Source organism: Flavobacterium sp. 21.1 (assembly GCF_057801535.1).
In genome coordinates this window covers 500,544-519,953 of the sequence record NZ_JBYNXA010000001.1, presented here as the reverse complement: position 1 = coordinate 519,953, position 19,410 = coordinate 500,544, and the positions used below count along the sequence as shown (strand labels likewise).

Genomic DNA, 19,410 nt, shown 5'->3' with positions numbered 1-19,410 from the left:
AAATAGAAAATAGAAAATGAACACACTTACGGCCATAACGACAATTTTAGCATCTGCAGTTTGTATGATGATGATGTGTTGTATGCGAAACTTCGCAAGAGGCCGTCTGTCGTATTATTTGCTGTAAAGAATAGTATTTAAAAACGTAAGCCTCTTGATCTCAAGGGGCTTTTTTTATATCCGAATATCAAACCATAACCAATGAATACAGAAATTATCAACCATTTAACCGAAAGCCAAGATCTGGCTGAAAACCTGAAAATACTTTCTGAAAACGTACCGGGGAAGATTGTGTTTTCAACCAGTTTCGGGATTGAAGACCAATTGATCACTGATGCAATATTCGCCCAAAAGCTTGCAAATATTGAGGTTTTTACATTGGATACCGGCCGATTGTTTTTTGAAACGTATGACACCTGGTATAAAACGGAATTACGCTACAAACAGAAAATTAAAAGCTATTTTCCCGACAATCGGGCTTTGGAAAATTTTATTGATGCTAGCGGAATCAATCCCTTTTATGAAAGTCAGGAACTAAGGAAACAATGTTGTCATATCCGAAAAGTGGAACCTTTGCAACGGGCATTGAAGGGCGCAACGATCTGGATTACCGGTTTACGGGCTGAACATTCTCCCAATCGAAATGCTTTAGAAGTTGTTCAGTGGGACGAGCAAAATCAACTGTACAAATACAACCCGCTTTTGCATTGGACGACGGAAGAAGTCAAAGCGGCAGTTATTCAGGAGGGAATTCCATACAACCCGCTTCACGACAAAGGCTTTATCAGTATCGGATGTGCCCCTTGTACACGGGCCGTAAAAGAAGGCGAAGACTTCAGGGCCGGCCGTTGGTGGTGGGAAGACGTGTCCAAGAAGGAATGTGGGTTGCATAGTTAGTCTTAAGATGATAGAATATAGAACATAGAAAATAGATAAAGATATGAGCGTAACAAATTATTTAAATCAATTGGAAGACGAAGCGATCTACATCCTCAGGGAAACGGCAGCGCAGTTCGAGAAACCGGCTTTGCTTTTTTCCGGCGGAAAAGATTCGATTGTCTTGGTGCACTTGGCTTTAAAAGCCTTCCGACCTGGGAAGTTTCCATTTCCGTTAGTCCATGTCGATACGGGACACAATTTTCCGGAAGCGATTGCTTTCAGAGATTATTTAGCCGATAAGATCGGAGAAAAACTAATTGTGGCTTCAGTGGAAGAAAGCATCAGAAAATACAATCTGAAAGAAACCCAAGGCCGTTTCCCTTCCCGAAATGCACTGCAAACTTATGCTTTATTGGATGCCATTCAGGAAAATGAATTCGATGCCTGCATCGGCGGAGCGCGTCGTGATGAAGAAAAAGCCCGAGCCAAAGAGCGTATTTTCTCCGTTCGGGACGATTTCGGTCAATGGGATCCAAAACTGCAACGCCCGGAATTATGGGATATTTTAAACGGTAAAATCGAGAAAGGTCATAACGTTCGCGTTTTTCCAATCAGCAACTGGACCGAATTGGACGTGTGGAATTACATCCAACAGAACAACATCGAATTGCCGAGCCTGTACTTCGCCCACGAAAGGGAATGCATCGTGCATCAGGACAAATTAGTTGCTACTTCCAACTTCATCCAACCTTTACCAACCGATGAAGTAGTTGTGGAAAAAGTACGATACCGAACCGTGGGAGATATGACCTGTACCGCCGCCGTTCCCTCCGAAGCCACTACAATTCAGGATATTATTGAGGATATTATTCAGACAAGAATCAGTGAAAGAGGGCAAACGCGACTGGACGATCAGCTTTCGGAAGCCGCGATGGAGGATCGAAAGAAGCAGGGGTATTTTTAGGAAAAGGGAAAAGAGAAAAGAAGAGAGACAAGAAGCAAGAAACAAGAGAAAAAATCTGCGTAATCTGCCCAGTCTGCGAGAAAAAAAATAATAGAAAACGTGGAGACTGAGTGTCTTTGTGGAGAAACAAATAAAAAAAAAAACTTAGAGTCCTACTGCCTTCGTGGCAAAATAAAAAACTATAAAAAATGAACACATTAAAATTCATAACCGCAGGAAATGTAGACGACGGCAAAAGCACGCTAATAGGTCGTTTACTCTATGATTCCGACAGCATACATACTGATCAGCTGGGAATTTTGCAAAAACATACCAAACAGGAAGGTGTGGCAATCGACTTGTCCTTGATTACTGACGGATTGCGTGCTGAACGCGAACAAGGGATTACCATCGATGTCGCGTACAAATATTTTTCCACCAAAAAGAGAAAGTTCATAATCGCCGATGCACCCGGACATGAACAATACACGCGCAACATGATTACGGGAGCTTCCAATTCGGATTTGATCATCATTTTGGTGGATGCGCGAAAAGGAATCACAACCCAAACCAAAAGACATGCAAGTGTAGGTTCTTTAATGGGCATCAAAAAAGCGATATTGGCTGTCAATAAGATCGATTTGGTTGATTATTCGGAAGACGTTTTCAATACGATTAAATCGGATTTCGAGAACTTAAAACAAAATCTGAAGTATGAGGAAATCGCCTATATACCTGTCAGTGCCTTGGTCGGCGATAACATCGTGGCGAAATCAGAAAACACACCTTGGTTTGAAGGCGATACGCTGTTAAGTACTTTGGAACACATCGAAATTCAGACCAAAGAAAATTTATCCGCGCGCTTTCAGGTACAATGGGTAATTCGTCCAAAAGATGAGGACCATCACGATTACAGAGGTTATGCCGGTCAGGTGCTGAGCGGAAGTTATCAGGTAGGTGATGCGGTAAAAATACTGCCATCCGGAATTGAAACAACAATCGCTAAAATCGAAAAACATCAGCAATCCATCGTAAAAGCCATTGCCGGAGATAACATCGTTTTGCATTTAGCGGATAATATAGACATCAGCCGTGGTGACAGTATTGTAAAATCGGAGAACGTTCCAAGTGCGGACAACAACCTGAAAACCTGGATTTGTTGGTTGGACAATCAGCCGCTGCAAATCGGGAAAACGTATCTGTTACAACATCGATTCAGGACGGTTCGGGTTAAAATCCAGTCGGTTGATCAGACTTGGGATGTTAATCAATGGCAGTTCAATAGTGCCGAAAATATTAAGCTAAATGATATCGGTCAGATTTCCATACGAACCAATCAACCCTTGTTTTTTGATGCTTTTGCGGAAAATTCGAAAAACGGGAATGCGATTTTAGTTGATGAAACCACTTTTAACACCGTTGGAGCCTTAATGTTTTTGTAATGGGAGATTTTATATTTCAAAAGAATCGGAAACAGCTTAAAAAACTACTGGATAAACGCGAGGTGGAAGTCTGGACGGAAGCTGTTTTTAACTGGTTATTCTATTTCGGAGAATTATATGAAGGTTACCATTTCTTTTTCAGCAAAGAAGATGAACTGCAAGAACAATTAAAAGAATTACTGAAGAACGTACTAACGGAACCGGAAGCTATTGAAGCAATTGTTTACTCGTTTTTTGAAAATCTGGAAGTCATCCACGAAAATCTGGAAAAAGATCTGGAAGCGGTGCTGGAATTTGATCCGGCCGCCAATTCTGAGGAAGAAGTACTTCTTGCTTATCCGGGATTCTTCGCGATTGCCATATACAGAATCGCGCATGAACTGTGGAAACACAAAGTGCCGATTCTACCCCGATTAATTTCGGAATATGTACACAGCAAAACGGGAATCGACATTCATCCGGGAGCGAAAATCGGGAAACGTTTTTTTATCGATCATGGTACAGGTATCGTAATCGGGGAAACTTCAATAATCGGGAACGATGTAAAAGTGTATCAGGGCGTAACCCTGGGAGCGTTGACCGTAAGCAAGGACAAAGCCGAAACCAAACGCCATCCGACCATCGGAAATAATGTAACGATTTATGCCAACGCAACTATTTTGGGCGGACAAACGGTGATAGGCGATGACTCGGTAATAGGGGGAAATGTCTGGATTACGAACTCAATTCCGCCAAAGTCCTTAGTGTATCATAAGAGCGAGATCGTTATTAAGAACAAGAACCCGTTTCCAGAGCCTTTGAATTTTGTGATATAGAGGAGGGAGAGAGACAAGAGACAAGAGACAAGAGAAAAGGGATAAGGGAAAAGAGAAAAGGGAAAATCTGCGTCGTCTGCCAAGTCTGCGGGAAAAAAGAAAAATAAAACCAACAACACAAATAATAAATTATGAAAAAGAGCAACATCTTAGAAACCATAGGAAATACGCCGGTGGTGAAAATCAACAAGCTTTTCGGAGCGAACAAAAATGTATGGATTAAACTGGAAAGAAGTAATCCGGGAAACAGTATAAAGGATCGTATTGCATTGGCAATGATTGAGGATGCCGAGCGTAAGGGAATCCTCAATCCGGATAGTGTAATAATTGAACCAACCTCTGGAAACACGGGAATCGGATTGGCTTTGGTAGCCGCTGTTAAAGGTTATAAAGTCATTTTGGTAATGCCGGAATCGATGAGTGTGGAGCGTCGAAAGCTAATGGAAATCTACGGCGCACAATTCGAACTGACTCCACGCGAAAAAGGAATGAAAGGCGCTATTGAAAAAGCCAACGAGTTGGTAAGCCAAATCCCGAATGCCTGGTCACCGCAACAGTTCGATAATCCTGCGAACGTGGAAGTACATGAACAGACAACAGCACAGGAAATCATAGCCGATTTTCCGGAAGGGTTGGATTATCTGATAACCGGAGTAGGAACCGGCGGACACATAACCGGAACGGCAAAGGTTTTGAAAAAGAAATTCCCAAAGCTTAAAGTAATTGCGGTAGAACCGGAATTGTCACCGGTATTAAGCGGAGGGGCACCGTCACCACACCCGTTGCAAGGTATCGGAGCTGGTTTTGTTCCGACCATTTACGGGAATGATTTAATTGACGAAGTAATTCAGGTAGGAAGGGATGAAGCTTTTGAAAATGCCCGAAACATTGCCAAAGAAGAAGGCATTCTGGTTGGAATTTCCACAGGTGCTTCTTTATCCGCGGTTGCCAAGAAAATCAATGAAATTCCCGACGGCGCGACTGTGCTAACCTTCAATTACGACACCGGAGAACGCTACCTTTCCATAGAAGGGCTGTTCTAAAAACCTAATACATATTGTGTGATTTTTCCTTGCTTTTACAAGTGAGCCTGGAATTCTCATGCCTAAAATCAAGAAAAGATGAAAATAAGAAACATAGGAAAAGTAATTCTGGCCGGCGCCGGACCGGGTGATCCCGAACTGATAAGCCTCAAAGCCCTTAAGTATCTCCAAAAAGCTGATGTGGTACTGACCGACCGTTTAGTTTCACCGGAACTTATTGAAGAATATGCCAACAAAGACGCGACTGTAATATATGTAGGTAAGCAATGTTCCAAAGGGATTCACACGCCCCAGGAAGACATTAACGAACTGATGGTAGAATTCGCCCGACTGGGGAAACTGGTTCTACGTTTAAAAGGCGGTGATTCCATGCTGTTTTCCAATATTTTGGATGAACTGCAGGTGCTGAAAGCTAACGAAATAGAGTATGAAATTATTCCGGGAATATCCGCGGCTTTTGGTGCGGCTTCGTATACCGGAATTCCGTTAACGGCAAGAGGCTTTTCACGAGGCGTGCGCTTTCTGACGCTTTATGATCTGAAGAATGTATTGCCAAGTCAGTGGAAGGATTGGGCAACCACTTCCGATACCTTGGTGTTTTACATGAGCGGACAACGTTTGAATACTTTAACGGAAGTTTTACTTGAGAACGGCATCAGTACTTCAAAAGGAATCGCAGTAATACAGCAGGCAACTACACCAAATCAGAAAACCACAGTTTTCTCTTTTGAAGATTTGCAAACCAAAGAGTTTCCCGACTTTGAATACGTGCCAACCCTAATTATTATAGGTAACGTCGTTCAGCTTCACGACCAATTTAACTGGATAAAGGAGCAAAGCGGTTCCGAATCCTATTTTGATAACCATAAAACGATTTTTCAACATGTTATCTGATACCAAACTAACATTGCTGCAGCAATTAGTGCAACAATCTACCAAGGATGAAATCCTATGGACCAAAGGCTATTTGGCTGGTTTTCTGGCAGGACAAGGCAATATTGTTCCCAATCAGGAATCTGAAACTGCTGTTACTGTAAAACCGCTGATTGTTTACGGAACCGAAACCGGTAACGCCAAAAAGATAGCAACACAGCTATTGGGAAATTTCAAAAAGAAGAAGATCCAGGCGAAGTCGACCGATATTTTTCAGTTTGATGCGGCTAAACTGGAGAAAGAGACGTTGGTGCTTTTCATTGTAAGTACGCAGGGAGAAGGCGAGTTTCCTCAAAATGCTGTAGGTTTTTATGAGAAATTGAAAGCAGCTGATACAAGTTTTAATCAACTAAAGTACGCCGTTTTAGGTTTAGGCGATTCGTCCTATCCGTTGTTCTGTAACGCGGGCGTTTTATTGGACGAGGTTTTGGAGCAGAAAAAGGCACAACGATTTCTGCCATTAGTAAAAGCAGATGTCGATTATGCCGAAGCAGTTACGAATTGGGAATCCGATTTAGAGCAGGCGTTCTTAAAAAGTGGTGCACCCTCCGAAACGACTATAAAAAACACTGTTGCTTCAGCAAATCACAAGAAAAATTTCAGAGGAATCGTATCGCATAAAATCATTTTAAATGACAGAGGATCCAACAAGGAAACCTATCACATCGAAATTACCCCAAACGAAGAAGTGATTTACGAACCGGGTGATGCTATCGGATTTTATCCGAAAAACAACGAACAGGAAATTGATGAAATACTATCTTTTTTTGATGAAAATGCCAAAAAAGGGATGCTTTTTGATAAAAACATACGCGGATTGGGTAAAAAATCACTTGAAACGATTTCTGTATTGTTTGGAATTACCATTGCTGAAGATAAATCTGATTTGATCGACATTCTGAAAAAATTTGAGAAGCCGAAAACCGTTTCCTTTGAAGATGTTCTTGCCGTACTTCACCCAATTGCCCCTCGTTTGTATTCCATTTCATCGGCGGTTAACGCGCATGATGGCGAAGTACATATAACCGTGAACAAGAATACTTTTTCCATTGACGGTAATAATAAAACGGGCTTATGTTCGCAGTTTCTTGCAGATTTCCCAACGGAGGGTGAAATTGAATTCTACATCCATAAGAACAACAACTTCAAATTGCCTTCGGATGAAACGGATATCATTTTGATTGGCCCCGGAACCGGAATTGCGCCTTTCAGAAGTTTTCTGGCGCATCGTGATGCTGAAGGCGTTGAAGGTCAAAACTGGTTATTCTTTGGAGAGCAGCACTTTGCCTTGGATTTTTATTATCAGACGGAAATCCAACAATGGATCGCTTCGGGGTTGCTGACCCGCTTCGATGCTGCTTTTTCAAGAGATCAGGAACGAAAGATCTATGTGCAGGACCGAATCCGCGAGAAAGGTAAGGAATTCAATCAATGGCTGCAAAACGGTGCGTCACTTTACATCTGCGGGCAAAAAAATCCAATGAGTACCGATGTGGAACAGACTATTGTTGAGGTCATTGCTTCCGAAAGAAATATCAGTAATGAAGCAGCCAAAGAAGTACTGGAAGCATTAGAAACCGCCGGAAAATATCAAAAAGACGTGTATTAAGTGGTTCGGAACGTATACAACCGCGTTGGGTAACGTGGTAAATGACGTTCGAAATATAGTCAACCACATTGGGTAACGTGGTAAATAGGGTTCGGAACGTATAAAAACACGTCGGTTAACGTATTAAAAGTGGTTCGGAGCGTATTAAAATACGTCAGGTACCGTATTAAAAGTGGTTCGGAACGTATTAAAATACGTCAGTTAACGTATTAAAAGTGGTTCGGAACGTATTAAAATACGTCGGGTACCGTATTAAAAGTGGTTCGGAGCGTATTAAAATACGTCGGATAACGTATTAAAAGTGGTTCGGAGCGTATTAAAATACGTCGGATAACGTATTAAAAGTGGTTCGGAACGTATTAAAATACGTCAGGTACCGTATTAAAAGTGGTTTGGAGCGTATTAAAACACGTCGGGTAACGTATTAAAAGTGGTTCGGAACGTATTAAAACACGTCGGGTACCGTATTAAAAGTGGTTCGGAACGTATAAAAATACGTCAGGTACATAGTAAAGAGGATTATTAATAGTTGACAATTATCAGGTAACAGTGGATTACCATAAACTGTAAGCCATAAACTAAACACAATGAACGAAAAATTATCACCCATAGAAGCCATAAAAACCAAAAGCGATGGTTTGCGCGGCACCTTAAAAGAGAGTATAGATTTAGACAATTTTACCGGGAATGTCCGGCCTGATGATGAGACCCTTGTGAAATTCCACGGGATGTATGTACAGGACGACCGTGACCGCAGGGCAGAAAGAGCGGCAAAGAAGCTGGACAAACTGTATTCCTTCATGATCCGTCTGCGCATCCCGGGCGGGGTTATTAATGCCGAACAATGGTTGGCGACCCACGCTATTTCCGAACAATACGGAACGGGAACCTTGAAAATCACAACCCGACAGACCTTACAGTTGCACGGTTTGCTGAAACATCAGTTGCGACCGACAATCCAGGCGTTTAATCTGGCCGAACTGGATTCGATTGCCGCTTGTGGCGACGTGAACCGAAACGTAATTGCCAGTTCGCATCCGCAGTTGTCGCCTTTGCACAAGGAAATCCATGCGTATGCCGATACAATTTCGACTTTGCTTTTACCGAAAACACAGTCGTATTATGAGGTTTTCGTCGATGGCGAAAAGATCTACGAACGTTCCGCGGAAGCCGATCCTTTGTATGAAGACCGTTATTTGCCAAGGAAATTCAAAATTGCCATCGCGATTCCACCAAGCAATGATGTGGATGTATTTGCCAACGACATTGGATTGATTGCCGTTATCGAAAACAACCAGTTAAAAGGATTCAATATTGCAGTAGGAGGCGGATTGGCAACCACGCACGGCAACCCAAATACCTATGCGCGTTTGGGAAGCATTGTAGGTTTTACGGATACAGAAGAAAAGACCCTGAAAGCCGTTTATGAAATTCTGACCGTACAGCGTGACTTCGGAAACCGTTCCGACCGTAAGTTCTCCCGATTGAAGTATACGGTCGATAAAATGACGGTGGAAGGTTTCAAAAAAGAATTGGAAAGCCGCATTGGTTTTGAGTTGTTACCGGAACAACCGTATGAGTTTACGGAGCGAAACGACCGCTTCGGCTGGCAACAGAACCATGAGGGAAACTGGTTTTACACCTTGTTTGTGGAACATGGCGTAATCCGACCGTATCAGAAGCAGTTTCTGTTTGAAGTCGCACAGTTGCAGGTGTCGAACTTCATTTTCAGCGGAAACCAAAACCTGATTTTAGGGAACATTTCGGCTGCGGATAAAGCAAAAGTGGAAAGTCTCATTACGCAATTCGAAGTAGAAAAACATGACAGCGCTTTGCGTAAGAGTTCTATGGCTTGTGTGGCTTTGCCAACCTGTCCGCTTGCCTTGGCGGAAGCGCAGCGTTATCTGCCCGAATTGGTTACGAAAATTGAACCGATTTTGGAGAAGTACCAGCTTCATAACGAAGAAATATCCATTCGTATGACGGGTTGTCCTAACGGTTGCGGACGACCTTATGTGGCCGAGTTAGGTTTTATCGGAACCGGGCCGGGGCAGTACAATTTTATGTTAGGCGGCGACCGGTTTGGCGAAAGGCTGAACAAGCTGTACAAAGAGAAACAAACCGAAGCAGAAATTTTAACCGAAGTCGACCACTTGCTGGAACGCTACACAAAAGAGAAACATGAAAACGAAACCTTTGGCGATTTCGCCTTCCGAACGATTATCAGCACCAATTAAATTCCTTCTGCTGGCTTTATTGGTTCAGGCACCTGGACAAGCCCAGAAAAAAGTAACGCACCAACAACAACTTTGGTATGGTTATTACAATTCGCTCACGTTTAACGAGAAGTGGACTCTGAAAAGTGAAATCCAGGAACGGCATTTCATCAATCCTTCGGCACAGCATCAGTTGCTTTTCCGTGCGGATTTGGAATATAAGTTTGTTGAAAACTGGAATGTTCTCTTTGGAGGTGCCTTTTTTCTGCAAAGTCCGAATGATCCCTATTCCGAAAGCGATTTGATGGTACCCGAATTGCGTCCCAACATCGGTTTTAATAACAAACAGAAGTATGCTTTCTTATCGGTTAGTCATCGGTATAAATTCGAAGCCCGTTTTTTTCATGATGTTGAAAAAGGTGAACTGGTGGGCGGGTATCGGTTTTCGAATTTCCGGTTTCGATATCAGTTGGGATTTGATATTCCGCTGTTGAAAGAAGAAAAACAAGAGAAAGTTATTTTAAAACTGAAAGATGAGGTTATGCTGAACGTCGGAAATAAAATCGTCAAGAACACCTTCGATCAGAACCGAATTTATGTCGGACTGAATTATGTGTTGAGCCCTTCGTTTGCAGTGGAAGCTGGATATATGGACTGGTTTCAGCAACAGAAATCAGGCGTGGATTATTACGATCGGGACATTATCCGGTTTTCATTATTTCATAACATCACAATAAAAAAGAAAAACCATGAGTAGTACATTATTCCCTGTATTCCTGAAAACCGAAACGGCCCGATTTTTAATCGTGGGAGGCGGCAATGTAGGTTTGGAAAAAACGGAGACATTATTAAAACAGAATCCGGATATCAGCATTAAATTGGTGGCCAGTGAGATTTCATTGGCATTGAAAGAAGTGCTGAGGAAACATCCCCATATTGATTTTCACGAACGGCCTTTTGAAGAATCCGATTTGACGGGAACCGATTTTGTGATCACCGCCACAAACGATAAAGTCATCAATGCGGAAATAAAACAAAAAGCCAACGAAAGGAAACTATTGGTGAACGCCGCCGATCAGCCTGATCTGTGTGATTTTTATCTGGGTTCAATCGTAAAGAAAGGGAATCTGAAAATTGCGATTTCCACTAATGGAAAATCACCTGTTTTATCCAGACGGTTACGGGAACATCTGGAAGAAGCCATTCCGGATGATATCAATGACAGTATTGAAAACCTGAATCAGTTCAGGGAAAAACACAAAGGTGATTTTCAGGCGAAATTGGCTTCGTTAAATGAGGTGACGTCTTTACTAGTAGCTGAAGAAACGCCAAAAAAACAAGGCAAAAAATATAAGAAACTTACTTTTGAGATCGCCGTGGTTTTTTTGGCGCTTTTCTTTGGTTATGGATTGTCGACGGTGATTTCGGTTGAGGACCTGAATTCGTTCGCCAGCGCTATTCCGCCCGCCTTTTTCGCGATGATAGCGGTTGGTTTTTTTGCCCAGATGGTAGATGGGGCGGTAGGTTTGGGGTATGGTGTTACCTGTGCCACGAGCATGATGTTATTCGGAGTTAAGTTACCGGCTATTAGCGGGAGTATCCATACGGCTGAAATGTTTTCCAGCGGCATCAGCGGGTTTTCGCATTATAAATTCGGAAACGTTAATAAGAAGTTGTTGTTGTGGTTGGCGATTCCCGGAGTAGTGGGAGCAGTAAGTGGCGCTTTGCTGCTGATCTATCTTGGGAATAGATACGAAACGATTACCTATGTACTATTAGCTTCTTATACCATGATTATCGGAATTCGGCTGATTATCATCGCCTTTCGAAAGAAAATCGTGAAGAAGAAAATTAAAAACACCGGAATCTTAGGGTTTTCCGGCGGTCTTTTGGATGCTTTCGGTGGCGGAGGCTGGGGCCCGATCGTTACTTCGACACTTTTAGCTAAAGGCAGAAAATCGAGTTATGTTGTGGGAACCGTGAGTTTGGCTGAGTTTTTTGTTACCCTTGCCGCTTCGCTGACTTTCTTTGTGTCTATAGGCGTAAGTCACTGGTACATTGTAGTGGGACTGATTCTTGGTGGTTCATTGGCGGCTCCATTGGCAGCTAAGGCAGCCGGAAAGCTTCCGCAAAAGACAGCAATACTTGCCGTTGCTTTTTTGGTGATTGTTTTCAGTATCCGTATGCTGATTAAAATTTTTTAAATAAAAAAGCCGCTTAAAAGTAAGCGGCTTTTTTTATAATGTATCGGCAATTAGATTGCTAAAGTAACATTCAATTCGAATTCATCATAGATCGCTTTGTCTCCAATACCTTCGAAGAACGATTTAGAACCGTATTTGATGTCGTATTTAGTTCTGTCTACCATCAATTTAGTCGTAGCAGTACCATTAGCAACAACCATGTCAAAAGTAATTGGGTTTGTGATTCCTTTGATTGTTAAGTCTGCAGTAACTGTGTAAGTGTTATTACCTTTAGCAGCAATAGTTTTGAAAACTAATTTAGAAGTTGCGAATTTTTCAGATCCGAAGAAATCGTCCGCTTTTAAGTGACCTTCCAATTTCTCTTTTCCTTGACCTGCTTTTAAGTCAGTTACGTTGATAGAAGTCATATCAACTGTGAAGTTTCCACCAGCTAATTTTTTTCCTTTGAAAACTAAAGCACCGTCTTTAAGAGCGATAGTTCCTTCGTGCTGACCGGTTACTTTTTTACCAACCCATGCAACGTTACTTTTAGTTACATCTACTTTTTTTGTTGTTTGCGCTGTAGCTGATAACGTTCCTAAAGCTACTACTAATGCTAAAGCAATTGATTTTAATTGTTTCATGATTTTAATTGATTTGTGTTAATTGTTTTAAATTTATTTGATTAGGGTGTATTATTACAAATTGATAAATAATTCTTTTTTTGATTTACGGACTTTCACATTATGCTGCGTTGCATCTTCTTCATGACGATAACCCACGGTCGCAATTAATGACGCGTTTAATCCTAACGCATTTAGTCCGAGAATTTCGTTTACTTTTTCTGCTTCGAAGCCTTCCATCGGCGTAGCATCAATCTGAAGTTCGGCAGCGGCATTCAGTAAATTTCCAAGCGCAAGATACGTTTGTTTTGACGTCCAATTGTTTTTTACATCTTCAGGTAAAGAAATAATTTTGGATTTCATGAAATCACCGTAACCCGCAAGGTTTTCAGCCGGAATTCCTCTTGTCTCAGCGATGTTCGCAATATACTTGTCGATTTCTTTTTCGCCCATGTTGATCATGTTGGCAAAAATAAATAGGTGGGAAGCTTCCGTAATTTGGGTTTGGCCCCAGGCAACCGGTTGTAATTTTGCTCTTAATTCCGGGTTTTCAACGATGATTACTTTGTATGGCTGAAGTCCGTATGAAGACGAGCTCAAACGAATCGCTTCTTTTAAGATTTCCAGATCGTGTTCCGATATTTTTTTGGAAGCGTCGAATTTTTTGGTGGCATAGCGCCAGTTTTGATGTTTTATGAAATTGCTCATGTTTAAATTGTTCTGTATTTTTCTAATAAATTATTTAATTGCTCCAATTCATCCTTGCTAAGGTTTTTGGAAAAGAGTTGTTCATGGTTTTCTACTTTTGGATCCAGTTCGGTTAACAGGTCCATTCCTTTTTCGGTAATGGTTACTTCCATCTTTCTGCGGTTCTCAGGGCATACTTCACGGGTTACCAGATCTTTTAGTAAAAGTTTGTCGACCAGGCGGGTAGTGTTACTTGTTTTGGCCAGCATTCGTTCCTGAATATCGCACATATTGGTAGCCTTTCCGTTCTGACCTCTGAGAATTCGTAGTACATTATATTGTTCTCCTGACAAATCATAAGGTTTAAGTACTTCTGAAAATTTGTCGGAAACAGTATTCTGCGTATACAAGATATTAAGAACGGTTTTCTTGGCCGTTGATAATTCTTTTGTCGATTTTATGATTTCTTCGATTTTCATACGATGATTAATTTGTCGATACAAATGTAGTAATGTTTTTAATTGTATATACAAATGTCATGCTAAATTTTTGTTAATAATAAAAAAGTCCAGTAATGATGTGCTAATCTTGTGATATTAAATTGCTTATTTAAAAAAAAATAAAGAAACGTATGTGAAATGTTAAATTTTTATTAATATTGCGTACCATAAAAACCTGACTTAACTAAAACCAACTTAACGCATGAAAATTAATTACTTTTTAGCAATCTGTCTGACAGCATTGTCTTTAGAGGGAGCTTCTGCCCAAGTCGTAAATAAATACGACGAGGACACAGCTTATCAAAAGAGTCTGACCCTCGCGGCTCCATCCACAAGAGAGTATGCAATAGCCCAGTTCGGGAAATTGTACAAACTGGAAAAAGGAAATTCCTATCAGACGATCAGAACAACTTCTGATGTAACGGGAATGACTCACGAGAGAATCCAACAATATTATAAAGGTATAAAGATCGAGTTTGGTACGCTGATCATACATTCCCGCGACGGACAGGCTGTTTCTGTGAACGGGGAGTTGTATAATGCGTCACAAGCTTCTTTAGTTGCATCTATTTCTGCGGAACGCGGATTACAAAGAGCAATTGAAGCAACCGGCGCGACAAAATATGTATGGGAAGATCAGCAGCAAGCTAATCTGATCGACTATTCAATGCCTAAAGGAGAATTAGTACTTTTTCCAATCGTTAAAACAGGCGTTGTAAGATTAGCCTATAAATATGACATCTACGCCATGGAACCTATTTCGAGAGAAGAGGTTTTTGTTGATGCGGTTACCGGATTGATTTTATTCCGAAATCCTATCATTAAACATGCGCATGGTCTGATTTCAAGTCAGGATATGAAAGCATATTCAGAACAGGTTGAGGCGATTACTGTAGGTAAAAAATCGATGCTGGTTTCAGCTTCTGCAGATACCAGATATAGTGGAAACCGAACAATTGAAACGACATTTAATTCGACTTCCAACAAATATAATCTTGAGGATATGACGCGAGGTAATGGTGTTGTAACTTATAACAGTGCAAGAACCAATACGATGCCGTCAACTCATTTTGAGGATAATGACAATAACTGGACTACAGCAGAGTACAATAATGCCAACAAAGACAATGCTGCATTGGATGCGCATTGGGGCGCCATGAAAACTTATGATTTCTGGAAAAATACTTTTAACAGAAACAGTTTTGATGACAACAACGGAAGAATCAGAAGTTATGTACACTACGATGATGTTCCCGGAGGTGCCGGCTGGTACAATGCACAATGGACCGGAAGCGAGATGCGATACGGAGACGGATCAGGAAACCCGTTAACATCAATTGACGTAATCGGTCACGAAATTGGTCACGGTGTTTGTTCATATACTGCTAATTTAGCTTACCAAAACCAATCAGGAGCAATGAATGAAGGTTTCTCGGATATTTGGGGAGCTTGTATAGAGCAATATGCAAAATATGGTAACTTAAATGCAGGTCAGGATACTGCTTCACCCGGTACTTTGGGAATATGGAAAATTGGTGAGGAATTATCTGCTTCTCCATTGCGTTCCATGAGCTACCCGAATACAAGAAGTAATCCGGACACCTTTAAAGGAACTTATTATACTACAACAGCTGATGATGGAAACTGTACGCCGGGTTCAGGTAATGACAATTGTGGAGTACATAACAACAGTGGGGTTTTCAATCACTGGTTCTATATTTTAACGGCAGGAAAAGCAGGTACAAATAATGCACCTGTAGTTACTCGTGATACTTACAATGTGACCGGTATCGGTATGACAAAATCTTCTCAGATTGCTTATTATGCGGAAAGAGATTATTTAACACCAAACTCTACTTTTACAGATGCGAGAAACGCAACGCTTGCGGTAGCTACTTCTTTGTATTGTTCAAGCAGTCCTGAAGTTATCGCTGTAACGGATGCATGGATGGCTGTAAACGTAGGTAATGCTTATGTGGGACAAACAAATGATGTTGCTCTTAAATCTATTACAGGTTCATCAAGTATCACATGTGGTGCTCCTTATTCGGCATCGATCTTGTTTGAAAATGCAGGTTCTGCTGCGATTTCTTCTGTAACAGTTTCATACAATGTTGACGGAGGTACTAATACAACAAGTACATGGACAGGAAACTTACCTAACTGTTCTTCTATTACCTATCCTATTCCGGTAAGCGGATTAACCCGCGGGTCACACTCATTAAACGTAACTACCACGATTACAAGTGATGGGAATGCATCAAATAATACAAAATCAGTTGTGTTAACAGTTAATGACAACGGAACTGTAGGTGTTGTTAACACTTTCAACGCTACAACTGATGCTTTAGTTTCTATCGATGAATCAGGAAAGACAAATACAATCTGGGAAAGAGGTACATCAACAAAAACGTTGTTGAGCAATACAGTTGCCGGATCTCAAGTGTATGCTACAAAATTAGCAGGAAATTATCTTGATAACACTACATCTTATTTAGTGTCTCAATGTTACAACTTAACCAGTTTCTCGAATCCTTCCGTTAGTTTTGATATGGCTTTCGATTTAGAGTCGAACTGGGATATCATTTATTTTGAATATTCTACAGATGGTGGAACAAACTGGAACGTATTAGGTACTTCAGCGGATCCAAACTGGTATAACAGCAGCAGAACACCTAACGGAACAGACTGTTTCAATTGTATCGGTAAGCAATGGACAGGGGATTACGCAACAGCTCCGCTAGGAGGTACAGGAGTTAACGGAAACAAGAGAAATTACAGTCATACTTTAGCTCCGTTTGGAAATGGAGGAGCAACACCTGCATCAAATATCATTTTCAGATTTAAATTTGTTTCTGATGAGGCAGTAACTCAGGAAGGTGCAATTATCGATAATTTTGTTGTGAACGGAACACTTTCAACGCAGGACAATAATTTTGAAACGTTCAATGTATGGCCAAATCCATCAAACGGGAATGTTAACATTCAATTGACTACTTCGGATAAAGTAAATATTACTTTGTTTGACATCCGCGGAAGAAATGTTTACAATAAAGTATTTAATTCTTCGGGAGTTATGTTTAATCAGGAAATCAATTTCAATTCTTTACAGAAAGGGATGTATCTTTTAAATGTAGAATCAGAAGGTAAGAAAGCAACTAAAAAGTTAATTATCAACTAAATTGGTTATAAATGGGAGAGAGCGGATAAAAGTAATTTTATCCGCTTTTTTTATGTCCAAAGACGATATAATTTTATGTTAATTAAAAGGATGAAAAAAGTAAGATTTTTTATCTTTAAGCAAAATAAAAAGTAATTCCATGAAAAGTTTGGCCATTCTTTTATTATTTACCGGTTTATTATCTTTTGCGCAAAACAATAATGTTCAGGATGAAGAACTAAAGCCAATCAAGACTTACGAAAAGGAAGGAGTGAAAATTCATTCCTACGACTTTAAGTCACTAGAACCCATTCTGAATAAAAATACTGAAACCACCTATGTGATTAACTTCTGGGCGACCTGGTGTGTGCCCTGCGTAAAAGAATTGCCTTATTTTGAGCAGATAAATAAGGTATACAAAGGAAAAAATGTAAAAGTCATATTAGTTAGCATGGATATGCCGAAGAAGGTGGAAACCTCCTTGATTCCCTTTGTGAAGAAAAAGAAACTGGAATCTTCAGTCATGCATTTAGATGATCCGGATGCTAATGCATGGATAGAAAAAGTAGATAAAAACTGGAGTGGAGCTATTCCTGCTACGATCATCTACAACAATAAAGCCAGAAAGTTCTACGAGCGTTCTTTTACGTATGAAGAGCTTGAAAAAGAGTTACTAACAATTATTAATAACTAAATTATGAAAACAGTCAAATTTGCAGTATTGGTATTATTGGTGAGCATCATGAGTGCTTTTACCTTGGTTAAATCAGAATCGGGCGGTTACCAGGTTGGCGATGTTGCTACCGATTTCAGCCTGAAAAATGTAAATGGGAAAAAAGTGTCCTTAAGCGATTTCAAGGATGCGAAAGGATTTATAGTTGTATTTACGTGTAATCACTGTCCATATGCAAAAGCTTATGAAGACCGAATTATTGCTTTAGATAAGAAATACAAATCAATGGGATATCCCGTGATTGCGATCAATCCGAACAATCCTGCCGTTCAGCCGGATGATAGTTTTGATTTGATGCAGAAACGTGCCAAAGAAAAAAACTATGCTTTCCCGTATTTATTTGATGAAGGACAGAAAATCTATCCGCAATATGGTGCGACCAAAACACCTCATGTATACATTCTGGAAAAAACCAAAGGAGGCAATGTGGTGCGATACATCGGAGCTATTGATGATAATTACGCAGACGAAGCAGAAGTTAAGACCAAATATGTTGAAAATGCTGTGGATGCGCTTTTGAAAAACCAAGAGGTTCCCGTAAAAACAACTAAAGCTATTGGATGTTCCATCAAAGCATAGTATTTTTGCAAAAAACACAACTATGAATATTTCACAAGAACAATGGTGGGAGGGTGCTCAGGATGATGAGAATGCCGTAATCCTTGATGTAAGAACGGAAGGAGAATGGAACGAGGGTATTATTCCGGGTGCGATCAACATTGATATTTATAAAGGACAAGGATTTATCTACAAATTGGATGAACTTGATAAAACAAAAAAATACTATGTGTATTGCCGCTCCGGAGCACGTAGTGGTCAGGCATGTAACATAATGCAACAAATGGGTTTTGCAAACGCATTTAACCTTTCAGGAGGTATAATGGAGTGGGAAGGACCTGTTGTTTCACCGGAATAAAAATAAAAAGGAGCTTATAACAGCTCCTTTTTTTATTACTCGGCTAATTTTCTAAGCCCTTTTTTGTCTTTCAATACGATTTTCTTCCCTTGAAGTTCGATCAGGCCACTTTTGTTGAATTCGGAAAGTAATCGGATGCAACTTTCCGTGGCGGTACCAATGATGCTTGAAATTTCCTCTCTGGACAGTTGTATTTTCAAAGAATGATCTTCGTCTGACCCAAAGTTGTCTTCAAGATATAAAAGGGCTGAAGCAAGTCTTTCTTTAACACTTTTCTGTGCCAGGTTTACCAAAACGTTATCGGCTTCTTTCAAATCGTGGCAAACATTTTTCATCATGTTAAGAGAGAATTTGTTGTTTGCATTGAAAAATTCCATTACCTGGTTTTTAGGTATAAAACATACCTGCATGTCTTCCAAAGCAACCGCACCTAAATTGGCAGGCTCTTCGCTAATCAGGGAACGTTGTCCTAAAAGCTCGCCTTTAGTCACCAGTTTAACAATCTGATCTTTACCGTTGGAACTTAATTTGGTAAGTTTACAAACGCCGTCTTTAACGCAAAAAATTCCGTCGAGGGTGTCACCTTCTTCAAAAATAATTTCGCCTTTTTTTACAGTGAAGGAACTTTTACAATCCGCAAGCTTTAGTAATTCATCTTTATTCAGGGCTTTTAAGGCGCTGAACTCCCTCACAATGCATTGCTCACATTTACTCATTGTAACTGTTAT

At 40.6% G+C, this 19,410-nt stretch carries 18 protein-coding genes; 14 read left to right on the top strand and 4 right to left on the bottom strand.

Annotation, left to right across the window (positions count from 1 at the left end; all coding sequences use genetic code 11):
* Nucleotides 1-201 precede the first annotated feature (201 nt).
* The 10 genes from AC3E9U_RS02370 to AC3E9U_RS02325 all read left to right on the top strand — a co-directional run bounded on the left by AC3E9U_RS02370 (nt 202) and on the right by AC3E9U_RS02325 (nt 12,084).
* Nucleotides 202-897: a phosphoadenylyl-sulfate reductase gene (locus tag AC3E9U_RS02370; protein ID WP_488745301.1), complete on the top strand. Its 696-nt coding sequence runs from the start codon at nt 202-204 to the stop codon at nt 895-897.
* Between the two features lie 43 nt (nt 898-940).
* Nucleotides 941-1,843 (top strand): sulfate adenylyltransferase subunit CysD, encoded by a 903-nt coding sequence (cysD, locus tag AC3E9U_RS02365; protein WP_488745300.1) that lies wholly within the window; start codon nt 941-943, stop codon nt 1,841-1,843.
* 188 nt (nt 1,844-2,031) lie between these two features.
* On the top strand, nt 2,032-3,264 hold the full coding sequence (locus AC3E9U_RS02360; RefSeq protein WP_488745299.1) for a sulfate adenylyltransferase subunit 1: 1,233 nt from the start codon (nt 2,032-2,034) through the stop codon (nt 3,262-3,264).
* Nucleotides 3,264-4,079: a serine O-acetyltransferase EpsC gene (gene epsC / locus AC3E9U_RS02355; protein ID WP_488745298.1), complete on the top strand. Its 816-nt coding sequence runs from the start codon at nt 3,264-3,266 to the stop codon at nt 4,077-4,079. The genes AC3E9U_RS02360 and epsC overlap by 1 nt, the downstream gene beginning before the upstream one ends.
* Before the next feature lie 131 nt (nt 4,080-4,210).
* Complete coding sequence (gene cysK, locus AC3E9U_RS02350) at nt 4,211-5,122, top strand: cysteine synthase A (RefSeq protein ID WP_488745297.1); 912 nt, start codon at nt 4,211-4,213, stop codon at nt 5,120-5,122.
* A gap of 78 nt (nt 5,123-5,200) precedes the next feature.
* The gene (gene cobA, locus AC3E9U_RS02345; protein ID WP_488745296.1) at nt 5,201-6,016 is read left to right on the top strand and encodes a uroporphyrinogen-III C-methyltransferase; all 816 of its coding nucleotides are present in this window, start codon (nt 5,201-5,203) and stop codon (nt 6,014-6,016) included.
* Entirely contained in the window at nt 6,006-7,664 is a 1,659-nt protein-coding gene (locus AC3E9U_RS02340; protein WP_488745295.1) for a diflavin oxidoreductase, read from the top strand. Before cobA ends, AC3E9U_RS02340 begins: the two co-directional genes overlap by 11 nt.
* 587 nt (nt 7,665-8,251) lie before the next feature.
* Nucleotides 8,252-9,901 (top strand): NADPH-dependent assimilatory sulfite reductase hemoprotein subunit, encoded by a 1,650-nt coding sequence (locus tag AC3E9U_RS02335; protein WP_488745294.1) that lies wholly within the window; start codon nt 8,252-8,254, stop codon nt 9,899-9,901.
* A complete protein-coding gene (locus tag AC3E9U_RS02330; RefSeq protein ID WP_488745293.1) occupies nt 9,846-10,637 on the top strand; it encodes a DUF2490 domain-containing protein in 792 nt (263 codons plus the stop codon). The genes AC3E9U_RS02335 and AC3E9U_RS02330 overlap by 56 nt, the downstream gene beginning before the upstream one ends.
* Nucleotides 10,630-12,084 (top strand): TSUP family transporter, encoded by a 1,455-nt coding sequence (locus AC3E9U_RS02325; RefSeq protein WP_488745292.1) that lies wholly within the window; start codon nt 10,630-10,632, stop codon nt 12,082-12,084. The genes AC3E9U_RS02330 and AC3E9U_RS02325 overlap by 8 nt, the downstream gene beginning before the upstream one ends.
* A gap of 50 nt (nt 12,085-12,134) precedes the next feature.
* On the opposite strand, the gene AC3E9U_RS02320 is transcribed toward AC3E9U_RS02325, so the two are convergent.
* Genes AC3E9U_RS02320 through AC3E9U_RS02310 form a run of 3 tightly spaced genes read right to left on the bottom strand, consistent with a single transcriptional unit; the run spans nt 12,135 to nt 13,852 of the window.
* Entirely contained in the window at nt 12,135-12,707 is a 573-nt protein-coding gene (locus AC3E9U_RS02320; protein ID WP_488745291.1) for a YceI family protein, read from the bottom strand.
* A 54-nt stretch (nt 12,708-12,761) separates the two neighbouring features.
* Complete coding sequence (locus tag AC3E9U_RS02315) at nt 12,762-13,394, bottom strand: NAD(P)H-dependent oxidoreductase (RefSeq protein ID WP_488745290.1); 633 nt, start codon at nt 13,392-13,394, stop codon at nt 12,762-12,764.
* 2 nt (nt 13,395-13,396) lie between these two features.
* Nucleotides 13,397-13,852 carry a MarR family winged helix-turn-helix transcriptional regulator gene (locus AC3E9U_RS02310; protein WP_488745289.1) on the bottom strand — a complete coding sequence of 152 codons (456 nt, stop codon included), beginning with the start codon at nt 13,850-13,852 and terminating at the stop codon, nt 13,397-13,399.
* Between the two features lie 223 nt (nt 13,853-14,075).
* On the opposite strand from AC3E9U_RS02310, the gene AC3E9U_RS02305 reads away from it, so the two are divergent.
* From AC3E9U_RS02305 to AC3E9U_RS02290, 4 genes are all read left to right on the top strand, one after another.
* Entirely contained in the window at nt 14,076-17,054 is a 2,979-nt protein-coding gene (locus AC3E9U_RS02305) for a M4 family metallopeptidase (protein WP_488745288.1), read from the top strand.
* Nucleotides 17,055-17,193: 139 nt separating this feature from the next.
* Nucleotides 17,194-17,727 carry a TlpA disulfide reductase family protein gene (locus AC3E9U_RS02300; protein WP_488745287.1) on the top strand — a complete coding sequence of 178 codons (534 nt, stop codon included), beginning with the start codon at nt 17,194-17,196 and terminating at the stop codon, nt 17,725-17,727.
* A 3-nt stretch (nt 17,728-17,730) separates the two neighbouring features.
* The gene (locus AC3E9U_RS02295) at nt 17,731-18,345 is read left to right on the top strand and encodes a thioredoxin family protein (RefSeq protein WP_488745286.1); all 615 of its coding nucleotides are present in this window, start codon (nt 17,731-17,733) and stop codon (nt 18,343-18,345) included.
* 22 nt (nt 18,346-18,367) lie between these two features.
* Nucleotides 18,368-18,682 (top strand): rhodanese-like domain-containing protein, encoded by a 315-nt coding sequence (locus AC3E9U_RS02290; protein ID WP_488745285.1) that lies wholly within the window; start codon nt 18,368-18,370, stop codon nt 18,680-18,682.
* Nucleotides 18,683-18,717: 35 nt separating this feature from the next.
* Here the strand turns inward: AC3E9U_RS02290 and AC3E9U_RS02285 are convergent, their stop codons facing one another.
* A complete protein-coding gene (locus AC3E9U_RS02285; RefSeq protein ID WP_488745284.1) occupies nt 18,718-19,398 on the bottom strand; it encodes a Crp/Fnr family transcriptional regulator in 681 nt (226 codons plus the stop codon).
* Nucleotides 19,399-19,410: the final 12 nt, after the last annotated feature.